The sequence below is a fragment of the Sedimenticola thiotaurini genome (assembly GCF_001007875.1).
GTDB classification, from domain to species: Bacteria; Pseudomonadota; Gammaproteobacteria; order Chromatiales; family Chromatiaceae; genus Sedimenticola; species Sedimenticola thiotaurini.
Window position 1 is genome coordinate 1,016,766 of sequence record NZ_CP011412.1, and the last position, 20,279, is coordinate 1,037,044.

The 20,279-nt window shown below is 54.5% G+C and carries 23 protein-coding genes; 9 read left to right on the forward strand and 14 right to left on the reverse strand.

The window, feature by feature from the left end:
• Positions 1-58: 58 nt before the first annotated feature.
• From ppk2 to AAY24_RS04500, 5 genes are all read right to left on the reverse strand, one after another.
• Positions 59-937, reverse strand: a complete 879-nt coding sequence (ppk2, locus tag AAY24_RS04480) for a polyphosphate kinase 2 (protein WP_082117031.1) — start codon at positions 935-937, stop codon at positions 59-61.
• A gap of 135 nt (positions 938-1,072) precedes the next feature.
• A complete protein-coding gene (gene arfB / locus AAY24_RS04485) occupies positions 1,073-1,486 on the reverse strand; it encodes an alternative ribosome rescue aminoacyl-tRNA hydrolase ArfB (RefSeq protein WP_046858675.1) in 414 nt (137 codons plus the stop codon).
• Between the two features lie 9 nt (positions 1,487-1,495).
• A complete protein-coding gene (locus AAY24_RS04490; RefSeq protein WP_046858676.1) occupies positions 1,496-2,779 on the reverse strand; it encodes a nucleoside recognition domain-containing protein in 1,284 nt (427 codons plus the stop codon).
• A 122-nt stretch (positions 2,780-2,901) separates the two neighbouring features.
• Positions 2,902-3,840 (reverse strand): nucleoside recognition domain-containing protein, encoded by a 939-nt coding sequence (locus AAY24_RS04495; protein ID WP_046858677.1) that lies wholly within the window; start codon positions 3,838-3,840, stop codon positions 2,902-2,904.
• Positions 3,841-4,012: 172 nt separating this feature from the next.
• Positions 4,013-4,294 (reverse strand): YebG family protein, encoded by a 282-nt coding sequence (locus tag AAY24_RS04500; protein ID WP_046858678.1) that lies wholly within the window; start codon positions 4,292-4,294, stop codon positions 4,013-4,015.
• A 254-nt stretch (positions 4,295-4,548) separates the two neighbouring features.
• Between AAY24_RS04500 and AAY24_RS04505 the strand changes: the two genes are divergently transcribed.
• The 3 genes from AAY24_RS04505 to ppnN all read left to right on the forward strand — a co-directional run bounded on the left by AAY24_RS04505 (position 4,549) and on the right by ppnN (position 8,300).
• A complete protein-coding gene (locus AAY24_RS04505) occupies positions 4,549-5,394 on the forward strand; it encodes an AAA family ATPase (RefSeq protein WP_046858679.1) in 846 nt (281 codons plus the stop codon).
• A 4-nt stretch (positions 5,395-5,398) separates the two neighbouring features.
• The gene (locus AAY24_RS04510) at positions 5,399-6,574 is read left to right on the forward strand and encodes a vWA domain-containing protein (protein ID WP_046858680.1); all 1,176 of its coding nucleotides are present in this window, start codon (positions 5,399-5,401) and stop codon (positions 6,572-6,574) included.
• 286 nt (positions 6,575-6,860) lie between these two features.
• Positions 6,861-8,300: a nucleotide 5'-monophosphate nucleosidase PpnN gene (gene ppnN, locus AAY24_RS04515; RefSeq protein ID WP_063370443.1), complete on the forward strand. Its 1,440-nt coding sequence runs from the start codon at positions 6,861-6,863 to the stop codon at positions 8,298-8,300.
• Between the two features lie 75 nt (positions 8,301-8,375).
• On the opposite strand, the gene AAY24_RS18410 is transcribed toward ppnN, so the two are convergent.
• Positions 8,376-10,109: a sensor domain-containing diguanylate cyclase gene (locus AAY24_RS18410; RefSeq protein WP_082117032.1), complete on the reverse strand. Its 1,734-nt coding sequence runs from the start codon at positions 10,107-10,109 to the stop codon at positions 8,376-8,378.
• 265 nt (positions 10,110-10,374) lie between these two features.
• On the opposite strand from AAY24_RS18410, the gene AAY24_RS04525 reads away from it, so the two are divergent.
• Positions 10,375-10,707 carry a hypothetical protein gene (locus AAY24_RS04525; RefSeq protein WP_046858681.1) on the forward strand — a complete coding sequence of 111 codons (333 nt, stop codon included), beginning with the start codon at positions 10,375-10,377 and terminating at the stop codon, positions 10,705-10,707.
• Between the two features lie 28 nt (positions 10,708-10,735).
• Here the strand turns inward: AAY24_RS04525 and AAY24_RS04530 are convergent, their stop codons facing one another.
• On the reverse strand, positions 10,736-12,049 hold the full coding sequence (locus tag AAY24_RS04530; protein WP_046858682.1) for a D-amino acid dehydrogenase: 1,314 nt from the start codon (positions 12,047-12,049) through the stop codon (positions 10,736-10,738).
• Positions 12,050-12,196: 147 nt separating this feature from the next.
• Here AAY24_RS04530 and AAY24_RS04535 point away from each other — a divergent pair, with 147 nt between their 5' ends.
• On the forward strand, positions 12,197-12,658 hold the full coding sequence (locus tag AAY24_RS04535) for an Lrp/AsnC family transcriptional regulator (RefSeq protein ID WP_046858683.1): 462 nt from the start codon (positions 12,197-12,199) through the stop codon (positions 12,656-12,658).
• Between the two features lie 127 nt (positions 12,659-12,785).
• Here the strand turns inward: AAY24_RS04535 and AAY24_RS04540 are convergent, their stop codons facing one another.
• Together AAY24_RS04540 and AAY24_RS04545 are read right to left on the reverse strand one after the other, a co-directional pair.
• A complete protein-coding gene (locus AAY24_RS04540; RefSeq protein ID WP_052761061.1) occupies positions 12,786-13,487 on the reverse strand; it encodes a type 1 glutamine amidotransferase in 702 nt (233 codons plus the stop codon).
• 69 nt (positions 13,488-13,556) lie between these two features.
• Positions 13,557-14,576, reverse strand: a complete 1,020-nt coding sequence (locus AAY24_RS04545) for a permease (protein ID WP_046858684.1) — start codon at positions 14,574-14,576, stop codon at positions 13,557-13,559.
• Between the two features lie 347 nt (positions 14,577-14,923).
• Between AAY24_RS04545 and AAY24_RS04550 the strand changes: the two genes are divergently transcribed.
• A complete protein-coding gene (locus AAY24_RS04550; RefSeq protein WP_046858685.1) occupies positions 14,924-15,313 on the forward strand; it encodes an ArsR/SmtB family transcription factor in 390 nt (129 codons plus the stop codon).
• Between the two features lie 186 nt (positions 15,314-15,499).
• Here AAY24_RS04550 and AAY24_RS04555 read toward each other — a convergent pair whose 3' ends face one another.
• The 3 genes from AAY24_RS04555 to bfr (AAY24_RS04565) form a co-directional block, all read right to left on the reverse strand.
• Positions 15,500-16,108 carry a DUF4202 domain-containing protein gene (locus AAY24_RS04555; protein WP_046858686.1) on the reverse strand — a complete coding sequence of 203 codons (609 nt, stop codon included), beginning with the start codon at positions 16,106-16,108 and terminating at the stop codon, positions 15,500-15,502.
• A 306-nt stretch (positions 16,109-16,414) separates the two neighbouring features.
• Entirely contained in the window at positions 16,415-16,885 is a 471-nt protein-coding gene (bfr, locus tag AAY24_RS04560) for a bacterioferritin (protein WP_046858687.1), read from the reverse strand.
• Between the two features lie 25 nt (positions 16,886-16,910).
• Positions 16,911-17,378, reverse strand: coding sequence for a bacterioferritin (gene bfr / locus AAY24_RS04565; RefSeq protein WP_046858688.1), 468 nt, complete (start codon positions 17,376-17,378; stop codon positions 16,911-16,913).
• Positions 17,379-17,540: 162 nt separating this feature from the next.
• On the opposite strand from bfr (AAY24_RS04565), the gene AAY24_RS19675 reads away from it, so the two are divergent.
• The 3 genes from AAY24_RS19675 (at position 17,541) to AAY24_RS18865 (ending at position 18,214) form a co-directional block, all read left to right on the forward strand.
• A complete protein-coding gene (locus tag AAY24_RS19675; protein ID WP_082117033.1) occupies positions 17,541-17,741 on the forward strand; it encodes a bacterioferritin-associated ferredoxin in 201 nt (66 codons plus the stop codon).
• 12 nt (positions 17,742-17,753) lie between these two features.
• Complete coding sequence (locus tag AAY24_RS19120; RefSeq protein WP_199930494.1) at positions 17,754-17,915, forward strand: hypothetical protein; 162 nt, start codon at positions 17,754-17,756, stop codon at positions 17,913-17,915.
• 98 nt (positions 17,916-18,013) lie between these two features.
• Positions 18,014-18,214, forward strand: a complete 201-nt coding sequence (locus AAY24_RS18865) for a DUF1289 domain-containing protein (RefSeq protein ID WP_082117034.1) — start codon at positions 18,014-18,016, stop codon at positions 18,212-18,214.
• Between the two features lie 44 nt (positions 18,215-18,258).
• Here the strand turns inward: AAY24_RS18865 and AAY24_RS04570 are convergent, their stop codons facing one another.
• Together AAY24_RS04570 and hisC are read right to left on the reverse strand one after the other, a co-directional pair.
• On the reverse strand, positions 18,259-19,140 hold the full coding sequence (locus AAY24_RS04570) for a prephenate dehydrogenase (RefSeq protein WP_046858689.1): 882 nt from the start codon (positions 19,138-19,140) through the stop codon (positions 18,259-18,261).
• Entirely contained in the window at positions 19,137-20,249 is a 1,113-nt protein-coding gene (gene hisC / locus AAY24_RS04575; protein WP_046858690.1) for a histidinol-phosphate transaminase, read from the reverse strand. Before hisC ends, AAY24_RS04570 begins: the two co-directional genes overlap by 4 nt.
• Between the last annotated feature and the right edge of the window lie 30 nt (positions 20,250-20,279).

The window sequence follows — 20,279 nt, forward strand, 5'->3', positions numbered from 1 at the left end:
CCGGCTGGTCCGGGCGGCCTGAGCCGCCCATCCGATCCCGCCACGGGGCGGCCCACTATCAGGGATAGACCTCCGGCACAAAGGTCTGGTCCGACATGGGCGGACGTATGTAGTCCTTGTCGTCCCGGCGCTTGGGTAGCACGATCTCTTTCGGTGTCAGGTCTTCATAGGGGATCTTGCTCAACAGATGGGCGATGCAGTTCAGCCGCGCATGTTTTTTGATATCTGATTTCACCACATACCAGGGTGCCTGCTTGATATCGGTATGGGCAAACATCACATCCTTGGCGCGGGAGTACTCGACCCAGCGGGCACGGGATTCCAGATCCATTGGACTCAACTTCCAGCGCTTGTGTGGCTCCTGCAGGCGACTCTGGAAACGCCGTTCCTGCTCTTCATCAGATACCGAAAACCAGTACTTCAGCAGAATAATGCCGGAGCGTACCAGCATACGTTCAAATTCCGGACAGGAACGGAGAAACTCGCTGTACTCCTCGTCATCACAGAATCCCATGACCCGCTCAACACCAGCCCGGTTGTACCAACTGCGGTCAAACAGCACCATCTCGCCGCCCGCCGGCAGGTGAGTTACATAGCGTTGAAAATACCACTGGGTGGTCTCTCTCTCCGTGGGTGCGGGCAGTGCCACCACCCGACAGATACGCGGGTTGAGATGCTGGGTAATCCGCTTGATAACCCCACCTTTCCCTGCCGCATCCCGGCCTTCAAAAATAACCACGACCTTGAGTTTCTCCTTGGCTATCCAGGCCTGGAGTTTGACCAGCTCCAGCTGCAGGCGGAACAACTCTTTTTCGTATACCGAATTCTTGATCTTCTTTACTGGAGCATCGGTGACATCATCCAGTGACTGTTCCACATAGGGGATACCCTTATCCATTTTCCGTACACCTTTTTTCGCTCGTTTTTTTCTACCCATTTGAATTCCCACTTAAAAAAATACTTTGTACTCCAAGTAGAAATAATGCCTCGATTCACACTATTAACCCAGACATCAATCAGCTGGTGTTGCGCCAGATCAATGGGGCATCAGTAACCGGACCGGATAGGCGTCTCACTCATCGACCCGACCACGTAGCGCCTTGATTCTGCCGCGCTTCTCTTTGCTCTCCAGACGGCGTTGCTGTGACCCCCGGGTGGGTCTGGTCGGCTTGCGTGTTTTCTGAATCCGGGTCGCCGACAGAATCAGCTCCTTCAGCCGCGCCAGCGCCTCAGCCCGATTCTTCTCCTGGCTACGGTGATTCTGGGCCTTGATGATTATGACCCCCTCCTTGGTGATACGCTGATCCCTGTAATTCAGCAGCCGCTCCTTGTAGAAGGGGGAAAGTGAGGAGGCATTGATATCAAAGCGCAGATGGACCGCGCTGGAGACCTTGTTGACGTTCTGTCCACCCGCACCTTGTGCCCGGATGCCGGTCAACTCGATCTCACTTTCGGGGATGGTGACGCTGTTGGAAATCTGTAGCATGGCACCATTCTAGCCGTAGAGGAACGACACCGCGACCACGGCGGCGATCACACCCACAATATCGGCGGTCAATCCAGCAGCCAGTGCATGGCGGATACGTCGCACCTGGACTGCACCAAAGTAGACCGCGAGCACATAGAAAGTGGTTTCGGTGGAGCCTTGCAGAGTGGAGACCAGGTAGCCCACATAGCTGTCCGGGCCGATGGCCGGATCGTTGATAATGGAGGCCATCACCCCGTAGGCACCGGACCCGGAGAGTGGCCGTAACAGCGCCATGGGCAACGCCTCGGCGGGCAGGCCCACCAGGCTGGTTAACTGGCCGATCTGTCCCACCAGCCACTCCATGGCACCACTGGCCCGGAACATACCAACCGCCACCAGTATGGCCACCAGGTAGGGGATGATCTTCAGCGCCACCTGGAATCCCTCCTTGGCTCCCTCCACGAAACTCTCGTAGATAGGCACCCGCCGGAATACACCGAACAGCAGGAAGCCGAGCATCAGCGCCGGCAGTATCCAGGGCGAGATAACCTCTCCGTAGAACACTGTCAGGGGAATCAGCAACAGAAAGCCGATCAGGGCTGCCATCGATACCCAGGCTGGGTAAGCTCCCTCCTCCGCTTCGGTCAGGGGGAGCGTGGACGGTTCACTGCTCTGTTCAGCTGGATTCGCTTCCGTCGTCTCCGCTTTAACCGGAAAAAAACGGCGATACCCCTTGGCCGCCAGGATCGCCGCTACGGTTGAGCAGAGGGTGGCAAACAGTGTGGTGGGCAGAATACCCGCCGGGTCCATGGAACCGGCCGAGGCACGCAGGGCAATCACCCCGGTGGGAAGCAGCGTGATACTGGACGTGTTGATGGCCAGAAACAGAACCATGGAGTCGCTCGCACTCCCCTTACAGGGATTGAGCCGATTGAGCTCCTGCATCGCCTTGATACCGAACGGCGTGGCGGCATTGCCCAGCCCCAGCATATTGGCCGACATGTTCAGGATCATCGCCCCCATGGCGGGATGATCGGCCGGTACATCGGGAAACAGCCTGACCATCAACGGCCGGATCAGCCGGGCGAGGATTTTGAGCAGGCCGCCCTGCTCGGCGATCTTCATCAGACCAAGGAAAAGCGCCATCACCCCGACCAGACCCAGGGCCAGCTCCACCGCCCCGGTGGCCGAATCGATCATTGCGCCGGATAACGCATCCATCGGACTCACATCAGCTGTCGGCTCACTGAACTGCCGCCAGGCAGCGGTGAGGAAGGCGATCAGCACCAGCAAAAAAAAGACGATATTCATGATGACATCAGCGGGAATTCATAACTGTTATCGCTTATACGCGATGTGGATAGGGAGGGCAACCGACCAGAACTTCGTCACTGTCAGAACTGAACAACCGGCAGCATCAAGCCCCATGGAACTCAGAACAACAGCCCGTGCAGCAGGGTGCGCAGCACAATCGCCAGCCCGGCACCATAGAGTGCCGGGCGAAGAACAGCCGCCACCCGGGGCCCCGCAGAAATCAGAATGGCGATACCGACAATATCGAAGGGATGAATCAAAAATCCAGCCAGCCTGTTCAATGTGCTGAGATCGATCAGCCCGGTCTGCACAAACTCCATGGTCACGCCCATCATGGCGGTACCACCGGCAATGAACTTGGTGATGATCGGCAACAGCGCCGCCGATGGCAGATCAAACAGGGAGAAGACCGGGGCCAGTAGCGGCTCCAGTAGTTCCACTGCGCCCACCGTGCGCAGCAGGTTCACCAGCAGCAGCGCCAGGATGAGCATGGGGACCGCACTGACCGAAATTTCAATCGCCTCCCGTCCGGCGCGATTGATCACCGTCAGCAGACTCAGGGTATCGTCTGCCACCGGATGATCCGGTTTCGGTTCCGGCAGCACATCCCTGTCACTGACACCACGTGCGAACAGATAATAGGTGGCGGATGCACCAATCACAGCGCAAACCGCCGAGATCAGAATAGTCATCAGGCCATTCAGGCCAACCGCGGACATAGGGAACACTACGTTGGCCTGGGCACAGGCCAGCACCATGGCCAGGGAGGCGGCAATATGGCGACTGGACGTGCCGGCCCGATCCATGATCGCCAGCGTGGCGACCGGCGCCGCGAAACTGACAAAGAGTATCTGGATCAGGGCAAAAATGCCCAGATCGGGCAACCCGAACGGATGCAGCAGCGGCGACAGACGGGCCGTAATCCAGTCCAGCACCCCTTTCGCCTCCAGCAAGCGCATAAAGGTGAGCATAACCACCATAACAGGCAGAAACACAAAAAAGGCCAGCTCAACGCCAGCCTTGCCGGAACGCAAGATAATCTCTGCAAACTCGCCCATATTCCCCAACAACCTGCTGGTCCAGGACAGGCCGGGTTGCGAATTATCTCCGGTAATCAGCGCCGCCGTGGACTGTCTGGTGAAACTTTGGCGCCACTATACCGTGATTAGGTAGAAGCCGGTAGCGAGTGGGTACGGGGGAAGGTCGCGATGCTACCGACTTCCAGAACAGTTAACGGGACGCACTCAACTGGGTGACCTTTTTATCCTCCAGCTCGATCTCTGAGATCACCTCGGGCTTGCCCTTGCAGGCCTGGATGATCAACTCCTTGTTGCGGGCCAGTATCAATCCGAACTCCTCGGCAGCCTGTTCATCCACCTGGGGAATGACCTGCTCTAGCAGGTGGGAAAAGTGTTCACCCAGTTCAAGCATACGATCATGGGCGTCCGCCTCTTTCTTGTTGTCAAACATGCTGTTGTCCCGATCACATTTCCACATTGCTATAACGGCCATACTCTTCCACCCTGCGCTGAACCTGGATTGAACCACGCCCTCCTAAAAGCGTGGCTGGATGCCCCCGCGGGGCACTCCTGACTGCCCGCTACGGTTGGGCTGTTTCGTTAAACACAGATCGATCATACAGAGAACATATATAGAACGTCAAGTAAATTTGAGGCCACGGAATGGCTGGGGAGCGTTTATTTCAATCGGAACCGTATTGATGGAGAATAGGTCGAATACCCGGACCAATACACTCGGAAACAGCTATGCGATTTAATGGAACCGATACCTACGTGGCGACAGATGATCTGATGCTCGCCGTCAATGCCGCTATCCAGCTGGAACGCCCGCTACTGATCAAGGGGGAACCGGGCACCGGCAAGACCATGCTGGCGGAAGAGGTCGCCAGAGCCCTTGGCCAGCCCCTGTTTCAATGGCATATCAAATCCACCACCAAGGCCCAGCACGGACTGTATGAATACGATGCGGTCTCCCGTCTGCGGGATTCACAACTGGGGGATGACCGGGTGCATGACATCAGCAACTACATCATCCGGGGCAAATTATGGGAGGCCTTTGCCCACGACGGACACTCTGTGGTGCTGATTGACGAGGTGGACAAGGCCGACATTGAGTTCCCCAACGACCTGTTGCGGGAACTGGACCGGATGGAGTTTTATGTCCATGAAACCCAGCAGTTGATCAAGTCCAAACAGCGGCCTCTGATCATCATCACCAGTAACAATGAGAAAGAGCTGCCCGACGCCTTTCTGCGCCGCTGCTTCTTCCACTATATCCGCTTTCCAGACAAGCAGACCATGGAGCAGATTGTGGCGGTGCACTACCCCGAGCTGAAAAAGCAGCTGCTGAAACAGGCCCTGGAGGTGTTTTTTGAGCTACGAGAAATACCCGGACTGAAAAAGAAACCGTCCACCTCGGAACTGCTCGACTGGCTCAAACTGCTGATGGCCGAAGATATTCCGCCGGAAGCTCTGCACAGTGACGACCAACGCCAGACGATCCCGCCCCTGCATGGCGCCCTGCTGAAAAACGAGCAGGACATCCACCTGTTCGAGCGTCTCGCCTTTATCCATCGACGTGGTCGCTCCTGACATCATGCTGGTTGGATATTTCTACCACCTGAAAGAGTCCGGACTGCCGGTCACCATCCGGGAGTTTCTCGATCTGCTGGCTGCCATGCAGGCGCAGGTGATCTTCTCCAGCGTGGAGGATTTCTACCATCTCTCCCGCACCTGCCTGGTCAAGGATGAACGGCTGTTCGATCGCTTCGACCAGGCCTTCGGCAGCTACTTCAATGGGATTGTGCAAGCGGGTGACGCTATCAAGGCGGAGATTCCGGAGGAGTGGCTGCGCAAGCAGCTGGAGAGATACCTCAGCGAGGAGGAGAAGAAAAAGCTCGATGCCATGGGTTGGCAAAAGCTGATGGAGACCCTGAGAAAGCGCCTGGAAGAGCAACAGGAGCGGCACCAGGGCGGCAGCAAGTGGATCGGCACCGGCGGCACCTCCCCTTTTGGAGCCTATGGATACAACCCGGCAGGGATACGTATCGGCCAGGATCGCTCCCGACATCGCAGGGCGGTGAAAGTCTGGGACAAACGTGAGTTCCGCAACCTGGATGATTCGGTGGAACTGGGCACCCGTAATATCAAAGTAGCGCTGAAGCGCCTGCGCCGCTTCGCCCGCAGCGGTGCGCCCGAGGAGTTGGATCTGGAGGCCACTATCCGCTCAACCGCCCATCACGGCGGCCTGCTGGATCTGAAGATGGTTCCGGAACGACACAACAGGGCGAAAGTGCTGCTGTTTCTCGATGTGGGCGGTTCCATGGATGATCATGTGCAGGTCTGCGAGGAGCTGTTCTCGGCAGCGCATTCAGAGTTCAAGCACCTGGAGCATTTCTATTTCCATAACTGCGTCTACGAAGCGGTCTGGAAAGAGAGCCGCAATCGGCATACGGAGCCGCTCTCCACCTGGGATGTGATCCACACTTACGGATCCGACTATCAGCTCATCTTTGTCGGCGACGCCACCATGAGCCCCTACGAGATCACCTACCCGGGCGGTTCCGTGGAACACTGGAACCAGGAGCCCGGCATCGTGTGGCTGGAGCGACTGCTTGAAGCCTACCCCAATGCGATCTGGATTAATCCCCAACCCGAGCAGCAATGGGCGTATATTGAATCGGTTCAACTGGTGCGGGAGATCATCCAGCAGCGCATGTTTCCCCTGACCCTGGACGGACTGACCCGCGGCATGAAGCTGCTCAGTCAGTAACAGGCAGTTCAGGGCACTGTCTAACCATAGGGATATAAACAGCCGGGTCTCCCCCATATTCACAGAACGGTAAACCAGGCCCGCTAAGCTCTACCGGTCGTGTCGACAGCGGACGACAGAGCGACTATCGTCTATGCTTGAATTTATAGAGAATAAAAACCCATATCACCGCGTACCGGTGAACCCTGGTAGCCGGGAATGGATCCATTTTTGAACTGTTTTTCCGTTCCGGTATCTACCAGGTAACAATTTTTGGTCGGGTAGTGCCGACCCTGCAGGATGTCCCATGTCAAAAGAGCCCGTATTCAATAAAGTAGTCAACAGCACCATCCGCCCCGCATCCCATATGGCCGTACTGTCCCGCCGGGAGATCGAACAACTTCGCGATGTCAGCGGTACCGGACTGCACAAACTGTTTCGCAAATGCGCCCTGGCGGTACTCAGCTCCGGCTCCCAGGTCGACAACTGCGAAGAGCTGATGTCGATGTACCCCGACTTTGATATCCAGGTCAGGGAGCGTCACCAGGGCATCGTACTGGAAGTGGTCAATGCACCCGCCAACGCATTTGTGGATGACCAGTTGATCGAAGGTATACGTTACCACCTGTTCTCCATCCTGCGGGATATACTTTATCTGCGCGACATCAGCAGTAATCATAAACAGATTTCACCCAACGCCCAGATCAGTCACGAGATCTTCTATCGGCTACGGCATGCCGGCGCCTTCCATCCCGGCAAGAAGCCCAACACCGTGGTCTGCTGGGGTGGTCATGCCATTCCGGTAGAGGAGTACGACTATACCAAGGAGATCGGTTATCACCTGGGTCTGCGGGGCATCGATATCTGCACCGGTTGTGGCGCGGGTGCCATGAAGGGCCCGATGAAGGGGGCAGCCATCGCCCACGCCAAACAACGCCACATCAAGGAGCGGCACATCGGGCTCACCGAGCCCGGCATCATCGCAGCCGAGGCACCCAATGCCATCGTCAATGAGTTGATCGTGATGCCGGATATCGAAAAACGCCTGGAGGCGTTCATCCGCCTGGGTCATGTTCTGATCGTGTTTCCCGGCGGTGTGGGCACGATGGAGGAGTTGCTGTTTGTCCTGGGGGTGCTGTCTCACCCGAAAAACCAGGAGATTAAACTGCCGATCTTTCTCACCGGACCAGAATCATCCAGCAGCTATTTTGATGCGGTGATCCGTTTTATCGAAATGACTCTCGGCAGCACTACCCTGAACCTGGTGAGAAAAGTCATCGGTGATCCGGTACTGGTTGCGAAGCTGGTCAGCGATGCCCTGCGCCAGGTGACCCGGGAACGGCGACAGCGGGATGAATCGTTCCACTACAACTGGTCACTGCATATTGAAAAAGAGTTCCAGGAGCCCTTCACCCCCGACCATGAGTCCATGGCCAAATTGCAACTCTCCCGGGAGCTGCCCACCCAGCAGCTGGCGGCCAATCTGCGCCGGGCCCTGTCCGGTATTGTCAGCGGCAACGTGAAGGAACAGGGCATTGAAGCCATTCGAAAATATGGGCCTTTCCAGATCAAGGGTGAACCAGAGCTGATGAATGCCATGGATGAACTACTGACCTCCTTTGCCCAGCAGGGACGCATGAAGGTGAAAGGTGACTATGTTCCCTGTTATGAGATCGTGAAATCCAATCCGACTGCGGAAACAGAACAACAGCAATCAAGCAAACGGGAAACCACCCTGTTGACCTGAATCCCGTTGCGATACGCTGCCGCACGCTGCCAATCACCATGCCCGGTTAACTGGAGCCGGCGCATGGCTGAATAATCAAGCAACTCCGACCAGGTTTCTGCCACCCCGTTTTGCCTTATACAGCGCCCTGTCCGCATGACTGATCAGCGAATTGGCCGACTCGTTCTTATCACGACTTTTGGAATAGGTTGCCACACCGATACTCACCGTCATGTGACTACTGTACAGATCGTTTTCGATAGTCAGCTGACTGATCATCTCTTTCAATCGTTCGGCCAGCACCAGCGCATCTTTTTCATCCGTATCCGGCAACGCTATACCGAACTCATCCCCGCCCATACGACCAAACACATCCACAATCCGTATCGCGTCACGGGTGGTCTCGGTAAATTTCAGAATCGCCTGATCGCCCAGCGCGTGGCCGCCATTGTCGTTAAGTTGTTTGAAATGATCGATATCGATAATCATGCAGGAAAACGGCGTTCCATAACGCTTTGAATAGGCCAGCTTGGATTCCACTTCCGCCATGAAATGGCGACGGTTGTAAATACCGGTCAGGGAATCGGTAGAGGCCATCGCTTTGAGCTGCTGCTCCATCTGTTTACGTTCGGAGATATCCATGCTGATCCCGACAAAGGCGACCAGCTGGCCCTGTTCGTCCATCACCGGCGCAATGGATAGACGCTCCCAATAGTATTCGCCATTTTTACGCCGGTTCTCCAACTCCCCCTGCCAGGCGCGCTTATTCTTGATGGCATGCCAGAGCTCACGATAGAGCTTGCGATCCGTTCTGCCAGATTTGAACAGACTGGGAGTCTTGCCAATCACCTCTTCCGGCCGATAACCGGTAATCTTTTCAACAATGGGACTGACATATTCGATCACCCCATTGGGATCGGTTATGACCGTCAAAACCGGACTATGGGTAATAGCCAGGGACAACTTCTGCAGGGTGTCCTCGATGGTTTTCTGCTCGGTAATATCATGGCCACTCACCACTGCACCACTAATACGGCCATCATCTTCCACATAGGGGGTCTGCCATACGTCGATATAGCGTGGCGTTGTATCCGGCGGATGAATCCAGTGCCTGGCATGAACGGTCTCGCCGCGAAAATTATCGTCCAGCAACGGCTTTATGACAGCTTCAAAACGTTCGTTACCGTGTATCTCATCGACCCGGCTACCGACCAGTTTATTATGCGGTGTCTTGAACAGATCCACATAGCCCTGGCTGACGGCCCGATAGGTATACCTGTCATCAACAAAGGAGAGCATATTACGGGTAATGGAGATCATGTTGGTATAGCGCCGCAACTCATCCTGCTGCCTGAATCTCCGATACTCTGTGCTTATACGCTGACTGAGCAGGTCATAAAAAAAACGCATCTCCGCACTGTCTGATGGGGAATTGATATCCAGGGCAAATACATGACCCAGTATCTGGTTATCATCACTATAAAATACCTGTCCCCGGTAGTTCGCCACGCCCATCGATTTTAAAAATTCACAACTGCTGAAGGTGTTCTGTAAATCTTCAGCGAAGTAGACGTGTTTGTATCGGGAAGTGGACTGGTGGGCTATTTCGAAGGGTGAATCGTTAATCGGGACAGAAAAGGGATCCGCCCACCCCTCACCATCCCAAAGGGCCACCACTTCCACTTCGGGCGATGAAGGGCGAATAAAACTCACTCCACCCAACCGACTACCTGACGCCACTGCTATAGCCTGAGCAGCATGCCGGTAAAACTCGTTCGCCGTATCTGCCATTCCAGCAAGCAGCATATGCGCCTGGTTAAATTGATCCATAGGGAATAGTGTTACTCGACCTTTAATCTAGTCTGCTCTGCCCATAATCGGGCAGATCTACCTGCAACAAAAAATAGCGATACTAGCTAGCCTAGCAAAAAAAAGCGGGAACGCATTTCTTTAATAGATCCAACGGAGCACTTTTTAACCCTCTATCAAACAGAGTTACCGTCAGGCACCCGTTAAATTAAGTGTCGTTTAGCTCCTGTTGCAAGGTAGAATAACGCCAATTGTTGTAGCCACATTCTGATAGTCAGAGCTTCGGATGAAATTCAGTAAATTGAAAATTGGCCAGTTGTTCGTCTACAAAGGCGTTCAGATGAAAAAGAGCGGGCCCCTTCAGGCGTTGGAGACCGCTACTGGTAAGGAAAAAATGATTATGCGCGCGGCGGTTGTAACCCCACTGGATACACTACCAGAGGAGGGGACAGAAAGGACGCCTGATCTTGGGGAGCTGAAGCAGGCAATTGCCAGGTACCATCAAACCACACTGGCTCTGTTGGGGAGTGGGCAAGAACCCCAAGCGGAAAAACGGATTGAGGAGGCCTATGGAGAGATTCGTCGACTGCTGGAGCAATGGGAACAGTCCGTAACATAGTCGCCGCCTCAGGCATCGCCCCTGCCGGTCATCTGCTGCCAGTGATGCTCGGTAACCTCTTCAGAGGACGCCCCACTAAACGCCTCCTGCGCAGATAACGATCAATGGAGAGCCCTTCAGTGCCGATCTCAGGACGCTTGCCTGAAACAAGATCGCTCACTAATCGGCCGGAGCCGCAGGCCATGGTCCAGCCCAGGGTGCCGTGCCCTGTGTTCAGATAGAGATTGGAAATCGGAGTGGCGCCGACGCACGGCGTGCCATCGGGAGTCATGGGGCGCAACCCGCACCACAGTTCAGATCTGGACAAATCGCCCCCATTCGGGAACAGATCGGAAACAACAAACCGGACCGTATCCCCCCTGCTCTCGTCCAACGACAGATCATAACCGGCCAGTTCAGCCGTTCCCGCCACACGAATACGATCACCCAGGCGGGTAATCGCCACCTTGTGCGTCTCGTCCATCAGTGTAGAGATCGGTGAGGCGTAGGGGTTGATGATGGGTAAGGTGATGGAATAACCCTTGACCGGAAAGATCGGCAGCCGGATACCGTGCTGCTTCAACAGCAGGGGCGAATAGCTGCCCAACGCCACCACGTAACAGTCGCCGACAAAGTTGCCGCTATCAGTCTCAACGCCCCGGATCCGGCCCTGCTCAAGCTGCAGTCCCGTAATATTGACGCCCATCTCGAACTGGACACCGAGTTGTCCCGCCTCCTTGGCGAGGCGCTGGGTAAACAGGAAACAGTCGCCGGTCTCATCATTCACCAGGCGCAAACCGCCGGCCACTTTCTCTCTCACATCGGCGAGACCCGGTTCGACTGCCAGGCAGCCTTCCCGGTCCAGCAACTCATAAGGGACCCCGTATCGATCAAGAATCGCCATATCGGTGACAGCCCCATCCAGCTGCTTCTGGCTGCGGAACATTTGCAGGGTACCGCGGCTGCGCTCGTCATACCCGATCCCGATCTCATTACGCAGCTCCCTGAGCTTATCCCGGCTGTATTCGGCCAGTCTCACCATGCGCCCCTTGTTCTGCTCATAGCGTGCAGCGTTGCAGTTGCCGAGCATCCTCAAACACCAGGACCACATGGCTGGATCAAACCGGGGCCGGATCATCAGGGGACTGTACTTCATCAGCATCCATTTGATGGCCTTGGCGGGGATACCCGGTGCCGCCCAGGGTGCCGAGTAACCCGGCGAGACTTCACCTGCATTAGCAAAACTGGTTTCCAGGGCGGCTTCCGGTTGACGATCTATGACGACCACTTCGTGGCCTTCCCGTGCAAGATAATAGGCGCTGGTCACACCAATGACGCCACTGCCAAGGATGATGACTCTCATGGGTGCATACTCCAGTTAATGAATGCCATGACAGTCAGAAGGATACGTCAGAACAACGGATATTTGCTTGCGAATTAGATGATAAAATAGAAAAGATAAACAACTAATAGCTATCAATTAGCATTTAATTAGAATAATATTCGACTAATGAAACTCGATGCGATAGATAAAAAGATTCTCGCCACACTTCAGCTGGATGGCCGGTTGACCAACGCTGAACTGGCGGAGCGGATCAACCTCTCCCCTTCTGCCTGTCTCAGACGGGTCAGACAGCTTGAGGATCGCGGAGTAATCACGGGCTATGTCATGCTGGTGGAGCCGGGCGCTATCGGCCGGCCCACCACCATCTTCGTGGAGATTACACTGAACAGCCAGAGTGTAGAGTGCCAGGAGGCGTTTGAAGCGGCAGTGCGCAATAACCCCGAGATCATGGAGTGTTACCTGATGACCGGGGAAGCGGACTACCTGTTAAGGGTTGCCGCAGCCGGCACAACCGATTATGAACGACTGCATCGACACCACCTATCCCGGCTTCCCGGCGTTGCCCGTATCAAAACCGCCTTCGGTCTGCGCACGGTCTGTAAAAGTACCGCCTATCCACTGGACTAGACAACTGCTGATAGAATACCCGGATCCGAAAAATGATCGGGAATGTCCAATCAACCATTGCCCGGCGCCAGTGAGATTAGCCGGATAGCAACGGCGCAGAGGTTTCTATTGGGAGCGTCACATCACATCAGCCTTCAAAAAGAAAACACCGAGTTAACCTATTGAAATCATCACCATCTTGATGTGTCGGCCCGCGCTTCAGTACGCTCTCCATCTCCTCTTTGGAGAAATTTTCTTGCCTTTCCTTAACTAAAGCAGAAAAGAAAGGAAAGTTAAATTCCGGGTGTCCCTGAACAGTTAACACCTGATCTTTATATCTCGTCACATAGTTAGGGCAGAAATCGCTTCCCGCGACAACTTCAAAACAGGGGGCTGGTATTACCACCTGATCTTGGTGGATTGCGATCAATGACAAGTTCTGCCCCCGTTTGATATTTTCCAGGTCTTTAAAAAGCGTAACCTCATAAGTACCAAGCCCCCATCCCCTACGCGCCCTTTCAACCTTTCCACCGAGTGCATGATTGATGAGCTGGTGTCCAAAGCAAATTCCAAACAACTTTTTCCCTTGGTAGAAGGCGGTCTGAATGAATGAACGCAGTGATTCAATCCATTCAAAGTCGTCATTAACACTGCACGGACTCCCACCAATGATATACACATCACAAGCATTCACGTCTTGGGGAATTTCATGCTTTTGATATACATTCCATACCGATGTTGAACCATACAATTCCAGACCCAGCTGCTGCTGCAGGCAGTTGGCGTATCCACCAAACTTATCCATAAGAGACTCTGGAACATCCCCACATAACAATATGCCGATATTCATCTTCAACTCAAAACCAGCGATAGATCAAAGAACAGGTTCATCTTTACAGATGAACCTGTTGCAGGTGAGTTAAATCACATACTGAAACAGTACGCCGCCAATAATTGCAGTAATCAACACAATAGCAACAAAGGCAACGACCGCTTTTGGTTTAAGCACGGAAGAGACCAAAGCGATCTCCGGCAAGCTTGCCCCTGTACCACCGATAATAAGTGCCATCGCAGGACCAAGCCCCATCCCTTTGACAATCAAAACCTTTAACAATGGGATTGCCATTTCGATGCGCAGGTATAGAGGAACCCCAATCACTGCCGCAATCACAATCGACAACATGCTGTCTCCACCAACATATCGCTCGACCATCTCTGCGGGCAGATAGGCTGCTGACAGACCGCTAATCAGTGCGCCAAGCAGAACATAAGGGATGATTTTATTGAACAGTACCAGTGCAAATCGCAGCGCATTCTGTGTCTTGCTTGGGACAACATCAGTGACGGTCAATGTCGCTGTTGAGTCGCAGCCGTTACTCACATCAGCACTGATCTGGATTTGTTCCTGCCCGGCACAGCAAGTTGAAACGGCAGGGGTTGCGGAACAAACCGAGCTACTGGGCTCTGCTGAACAGCTGGATTTCACCCGGTTTTTCTCGATCTCATCACCACGTTTAATCTCATTACGCCAGGGGGTTTTTGTGATAACCCAGCCGCCAAAGACTGCGGCGAGAAAAGTCAACGCCAGATAGATAGCCGTCACTTTAAAACCGAACATGGCGTACACCATCGCCAGAACAATGAAGTTACATAGCGGCGCAGAGATCAGGAAGCTCAAGACCGTTCCCAGCGATACTCCCATTGTGGCCATCCCCATGGATACCGGTACAACAGAAGCGCTGCAAAAGGGCGTCAGCATTCCGAACAATCCACCAAGCAGAGGCCCCCACTTTTCATGTCTGGCCAACTTGTTCTGCAATTTATCCTGGGGAATATACTCACGCATAAAGCCCGTCAAGATCGATACCACGGCTATTACGATAACCAGCGCCCCTCCCACATGGAGAAATTCGTTGAGTGCAATTGTTAGCTTATCCATATTCACAAAATCACCTTAAATAGTGTTGATGAAACGTGAAGTGAAATATATCCTCATATGCTTAATTGCGCAACTATGCTTTTACTATTACAGTCATGTCGCCTATCTTGTAAAAAATGGCCGGCTGGTATGAGATTCAACTCATCGAGCCAAAACGCTTTTCAATGGATGGAATAAAGTGTGTGCAAGCAGCCACATAGACCAGGTGATTCCGGCGCTCACATCAGGTGGTCACTGTTCCGGGCTGATAACACAGTATCTGGCCTCCCCGGCACCCCATGACCATGTAGTTTTCCCTATCGGAGTCGCTATAATGACGACCGACCCTAGAAAAACAAAACCCGTTAATGAACGAAAATTACATAGACGCTCTTAAAGCGCTTGCGGAACCCAATCGACTCCGCCTGTTCTGGTTATTAGTCCAGGTAAACCAGCGAATTACGGTCGCAGAGGCGATGGACGTAACAGGCGACACACAGTACAACGCGTCGCGAAACCTGAAAATGCTCTATAAGGCGGGGCTCCTCACACAGGAAAAGCGGGGGAAATGGGTCTACTACACGCTAGCCGACCAACTGGGACCCTCTTTGGAGAAGTTAATAGAGTCGGTGCGCAGCCTGCCGCAAGAAGGGTTTACCGATATTATGTCGCGCTGCAAATTGCGCCTTTCAATGCGCGTTAATGGCGAGTGCATTGTTGGGCCCAATAGCCAGGCGTGGCTGAAGAGGATTTCTTAAGGATGAGGACGGAAATAGAATCTCATCCCCACTGGTTCTACTCAAACCATGGAAAATAACTGCCCATATCTACCCACAACAGTCGCACGTCAGGATCACTATGCCGTGACACCGAATAGTGACTAATCCGATCTGCATGGCGCAGATCGGATTAACGGCAGGGCTGGCCAGTCAACCACCGACTGGCTATTTCCCGCTGACCGCCTTCTGAATCAGGGGCACCAGGGGCTCCGGCAGTTTGATGGCACCAGAGAGTGCGAACTCCTGGGCTGCAGCGGACATCTTCGCCCAGGTCTTGCGGATTATGTCGATCCACTTCTCTTCATCATACTCCGGATGCTTTTCAGCAAACTCCAGCATGTAGTGTTCGATGAATACCAGATCCGCCACATCCTCCAGCAGTTGACTGTCCGGATTGATCTTCAGCGCCTTTTTCCCGACAGCCTTTTTCGCCCGCTCAATACTCGCTTCATCGTAACCCGCTTCCGCCATTAATCGACCGGTGGTTTCCGCATGAAATTTATAGAGACCGGTACGCCATTGGAAATAGCCCTGCCGCCCTTCCGGGTAAGTGTTGCGGGGGGTTTTCCAACGCTGCACATGCTGGGCATGGATCGCCAGCTTCATGGCATCATCCGTGTCCGGTGCAAAACGGGACAACATCTCGGACATCCGGTGGGAATAGAGCAACTCTTTCGGCCACTCCTTACCATCCACCGTGACTCGGTTGGGATCTTCCCCATTCGCCTGATCGATCAAAGCCAGGGCTTTTTGAAATTTTTCTTGTTCCGACATACCGCCTCCAATGCTTTATTAGCGGTCTATTATATAACTGCTCAAGCTACAAAAATCAAAAGTAATTAGTATTAATAACCATGATTTTTCAATACCTTACGAACTATACGCTAATCAATTTATCAAAACAGGCGGATCTCACCCGGACTATGTATCCCGGGATTTTCCACCCATCATGGCCATAACTGACCATCTGCCCCACTTAAGCTTTTGATCGCCCATAACAGCGAAGCGGAAAACCGGGCAGGCGCGTGATTTCGGGAAGGCTCAGCAGGCACCGGCAGACCATAACCGGACATGACTGGCTCACTCAGCCTGTAACTGCAGATAATTCTCCAACCCGATCCGTTTGATCAGCCCCAGTTGTTTCTCCAACCAGTAGGCGTGATCCTCTTCTGTATCATCCAGCATCACTTCTAGAATCTCACGGGTTTGAAAATCCTGCTCCTCTTCACAGATGCTGATGGCCTTTTTCAGGGCGGCAACCACCTGATACTCCACCTCCAGGTCGTTTTGCAGCATCTCGACCACGGTCTTGCCAACGTGCAGTGGATCCTGAACCGACAGATCCGGTACTCCCTCCAGAAACAGAATACGCTTAATCAACGCATCCGCATGTTGGGTCTCATCCTCCATCTCGTGATTGATTCGCTCATAGAGCTTCTGCAGCCCCCAGTCATCGTACATGCGTGAATGAATAAAATACTGATCTCTGGCCGCCAGTTCTCCCGCCAGGAGATGTTGGAGCTGTTCAATCACTCGCTGATTACCCTTCATTATTTTCCCCTCATTCGGTTACTGTTCAGGAGGCCATGGACTGTTGATAATTTTCCAAGCCGGTATTGCCGATTAACCAGAGCTGGCTTTCAAGCCAATCGATATGGGCCTCTTCCGTCTGCAGAATATCTTCCAGGAGATCCCGCGATACATAGTCCTGTTCCGCCTCGCACAGGGCTATCACTCCCAACAAGCCGGTGCGAAGTTCCGACACCAGCTTCAGGTCCCCCTCCAACATCTCCTGCACATCTTCCCCCAGCAGCAGTTTGCCCAAGTCCTGCAGATTGGGCAGGCCCTCTAGCAGCAGAATTCTCTCAATCAGTGCATCCGCCTGTTTCATCGCCTTGATCGACCAGTCGTAGTCATGCTGGTTCAGCTTGCCAAGCCCCCAGTTCTGAAACATACGTGCATGTAAGAAAAACTGATTTATCGCCGTCAACTGATTGCGCAACGCCCCGTTCAGTCCCGCAATTACCTGTTTATTACCTTGCATTACCCCTCCAAATTCGGCCTGAATAGCTCTCTGGTATAGCTCACCCACCGTATCCTGCCACCATCTGCAAACCGTTTGTACCAGGTTCTCTCTGGACAAACGCACTAATCTTAATTATATTATGAATCATTCTCATTTGCACCTTTAACGGAGATTCCCAACATGTATGTGTGTATTTGTCATGGTGTAACTGACAACGACATCCGGACAGCAGCCAGCAACGGGGTGGATTCTTTAGAGGGATTGCGTGAACAGCTGAATGTGGCGACCTGTTGTGGCCGCTGTGCAGATTGCGCCCGCAGCCTTCTACATGAAGCGATTCAGTCGCCCGATACCAGCCGCAACTGCGCAGCGGCTGCCTGAGGATACTGGAAGATGAAACGACACATACAGATTGAAGGCGGCGACCGGCGGGGCCATTTCAACCTGCTGGACTACCTGAACAGGCTGGTCAAGCGTGGCAACCCTTCCGGACACCATAGACGGTGGAGAGTCCTGCGCAAACTGGCCTGCAGTTCAGGTACTGGAAAGGGCTGATCCGGCAAAGAGTGGCCCGCTATAGGTGAGCATCAATTTTCAGCCAGCCACCCTTCCCCCATTTTCCTTAAATCCGCCGTGATCCCCCCCCACACTTCATGACCCAGGATAAAGCACCACACTCTCCCTGCGTGCGCCTGTGCACCCTGGACGATGACGATATCTGTATCGGCTGCGGACGAACGCTGGAAGAGATCAAAGGCTGGTCGTCATATGACTTGGCTACACGAACCGCACTACTGCAGCTAAGTCGGAAACGCCGGGCGCTTCGTGCCAAATCGGGTTTGGCTGATCAGTAGTTATCACTGGAGTCAGTGAGCCTTCAACCCTGCCCGGCTCGGAATCACTCCGTGGAGTCCAACACCCCATCAATGTAGCGGTCCCGGGCACGTTTGGCCCGGCTGAATATCTCCAGCAAGGCGTCACCGTCACCACGCTCAATGGTCTCGGCCAGCTCCTGCATCTCGCCCAGGTAGTGGTTCATCATCTTCCCCAATGCCCGCCGATTGGCGACACAGACATCGCGCCACATCACCGGGTTACTGGAGGCAATGCGGGTAAAGTCCCTGAATCCACCGGCGGCGTAACGGAAGATTTCGTCGTTCTCCTTCATGCGGGCCAGGGTATCCACCAGACCAAATGCCAGCATGTGGGGTAGATGGGAGGTGGCGGCCAGCACCTCATCATGGTGCTCCACACTCATCAGGGTCACTTCAGCACCACAGGCCTGCCACATGGCCTGGACACGGGCCAGGGCATCCGGCGAGGTGGCTTCCGTAGGAGTCAGGATGATGCGGCGATTCTGGTAGAGCTCAGCAAAAGAGGCCTCTACCCCGCTGTTTTCCGTACCGGCGATTGGATGCCCCGCCACCAGATTGGGCAGCACTTCGCCAAAGACCGCCCTACAATCCTCGATCACACTGTATTTCGAGCTACCACCATCGGTAACCACCGCGTCAGCAGCCAGGTGTCCCTGCATCGCGGCAAAGGTCTCTCGCATGGCACCCAGGGGTACCGCGAGAAACACCATGTCGGCACCACTCACCGCTTCAGCCACATCATGGGTATAGCGATCAATCACACCCAGTTCGACCGCCCGCTGCAGATTGTCACGTCCCCGGCCACAGCCGACGATCTCTTCCACGGCATCAGCCGCCCGCAGGGCTCGCGCCAGCGAACCACCGATCAGCCCGACGCCGATAATAGCCAGCCGCCGGATAGTCATTTTCCCAGCACCTGCTTGAGCGCGGCCAGCACGCGGCTGTTCTCCGACTCGGTGCCAATGGTGATCCGCAGATGATTGGGCAGGCCGTAGTTGGCCACCGGCCGGGTGATACAGCCGGCCTGTAGCAGACCTTGGTCGACCTCGGCGGCCGGTCGTCCCAGATCCACGGTGATGAAGTTACCCACTGAAGGAATGTAAGACAGGCCCATCGCCTCAAAAGCAGCGGTCATCTGAGCCATGCCGGCCCGGTTCATCTCTACCGAACGCTGGATGAATGCCTGATCCTCCAGGGCCGCCCGGGCCGCCGCCAAAGCCATACTGTTCACATTGAAAGGTTGCCTCACCCGGTTCAGCAGGTCGGTAATATCGGCATGGGCGAGTCCGTACCCGACCCGCAGCGAGGCCAGGCCATAGCTCTTGGAGAAGGTTCGGGTTACTACCAGGTTGGGATACTTGTCCAGCCACAGGCTGGCATCCGGGTAATCCGGCTCGTCCACATATTCGATATAGGCCTCATCCACCACCACAATCACGTTGGACGGCACGGCGGCGATAAAGCCCTCCAGTTCCTCCCCGTTCAACCAGGTCCCGGTCGGGTTATTGGGGTTGGCGATCCAGACCACCCGGGTCTTCTCCCCTATCCGGTTGAGCATCTCCTCCAGGTCGTGGCCATAATCCCGGGCCGGCACCACGTTGAGCGTAGCCCCCACCGCCTGACTGCTGATCGGGTAGACAGCGAACGCATATTGGGAGAAGAGCGACTCCAGACCCGGCGCCAGGAACACCCGGGCGATCATATCCAGTACATCATTGGAGCCGTTCCCCAGGGTGATCTGATTCGGTGACACCCCGTGCTTTTCCGCCAGGGCGTTACGCAGTGCCACCCCACCGCCATCCGGATAGAGACCCACCTGGGCCAGTTCCGCCCGCACCGCCTCTTTGGCCAGTTCACTGCAACCCAGGGGATTCTCATTGGAAGCCAGCTTGACCGAATCGGTAATGCCCAGTTCCCGCTCCAGTTCAGAGATCGGCTTGCCCGGCACGTAGGGTTTCAGGTTGGTGACAGCGGGTACGGCAATCTCCAGAAATCGGTTGGCAGTCTCGGTCATGATAGATGTCCTTCAGTATAATTCGGTAGT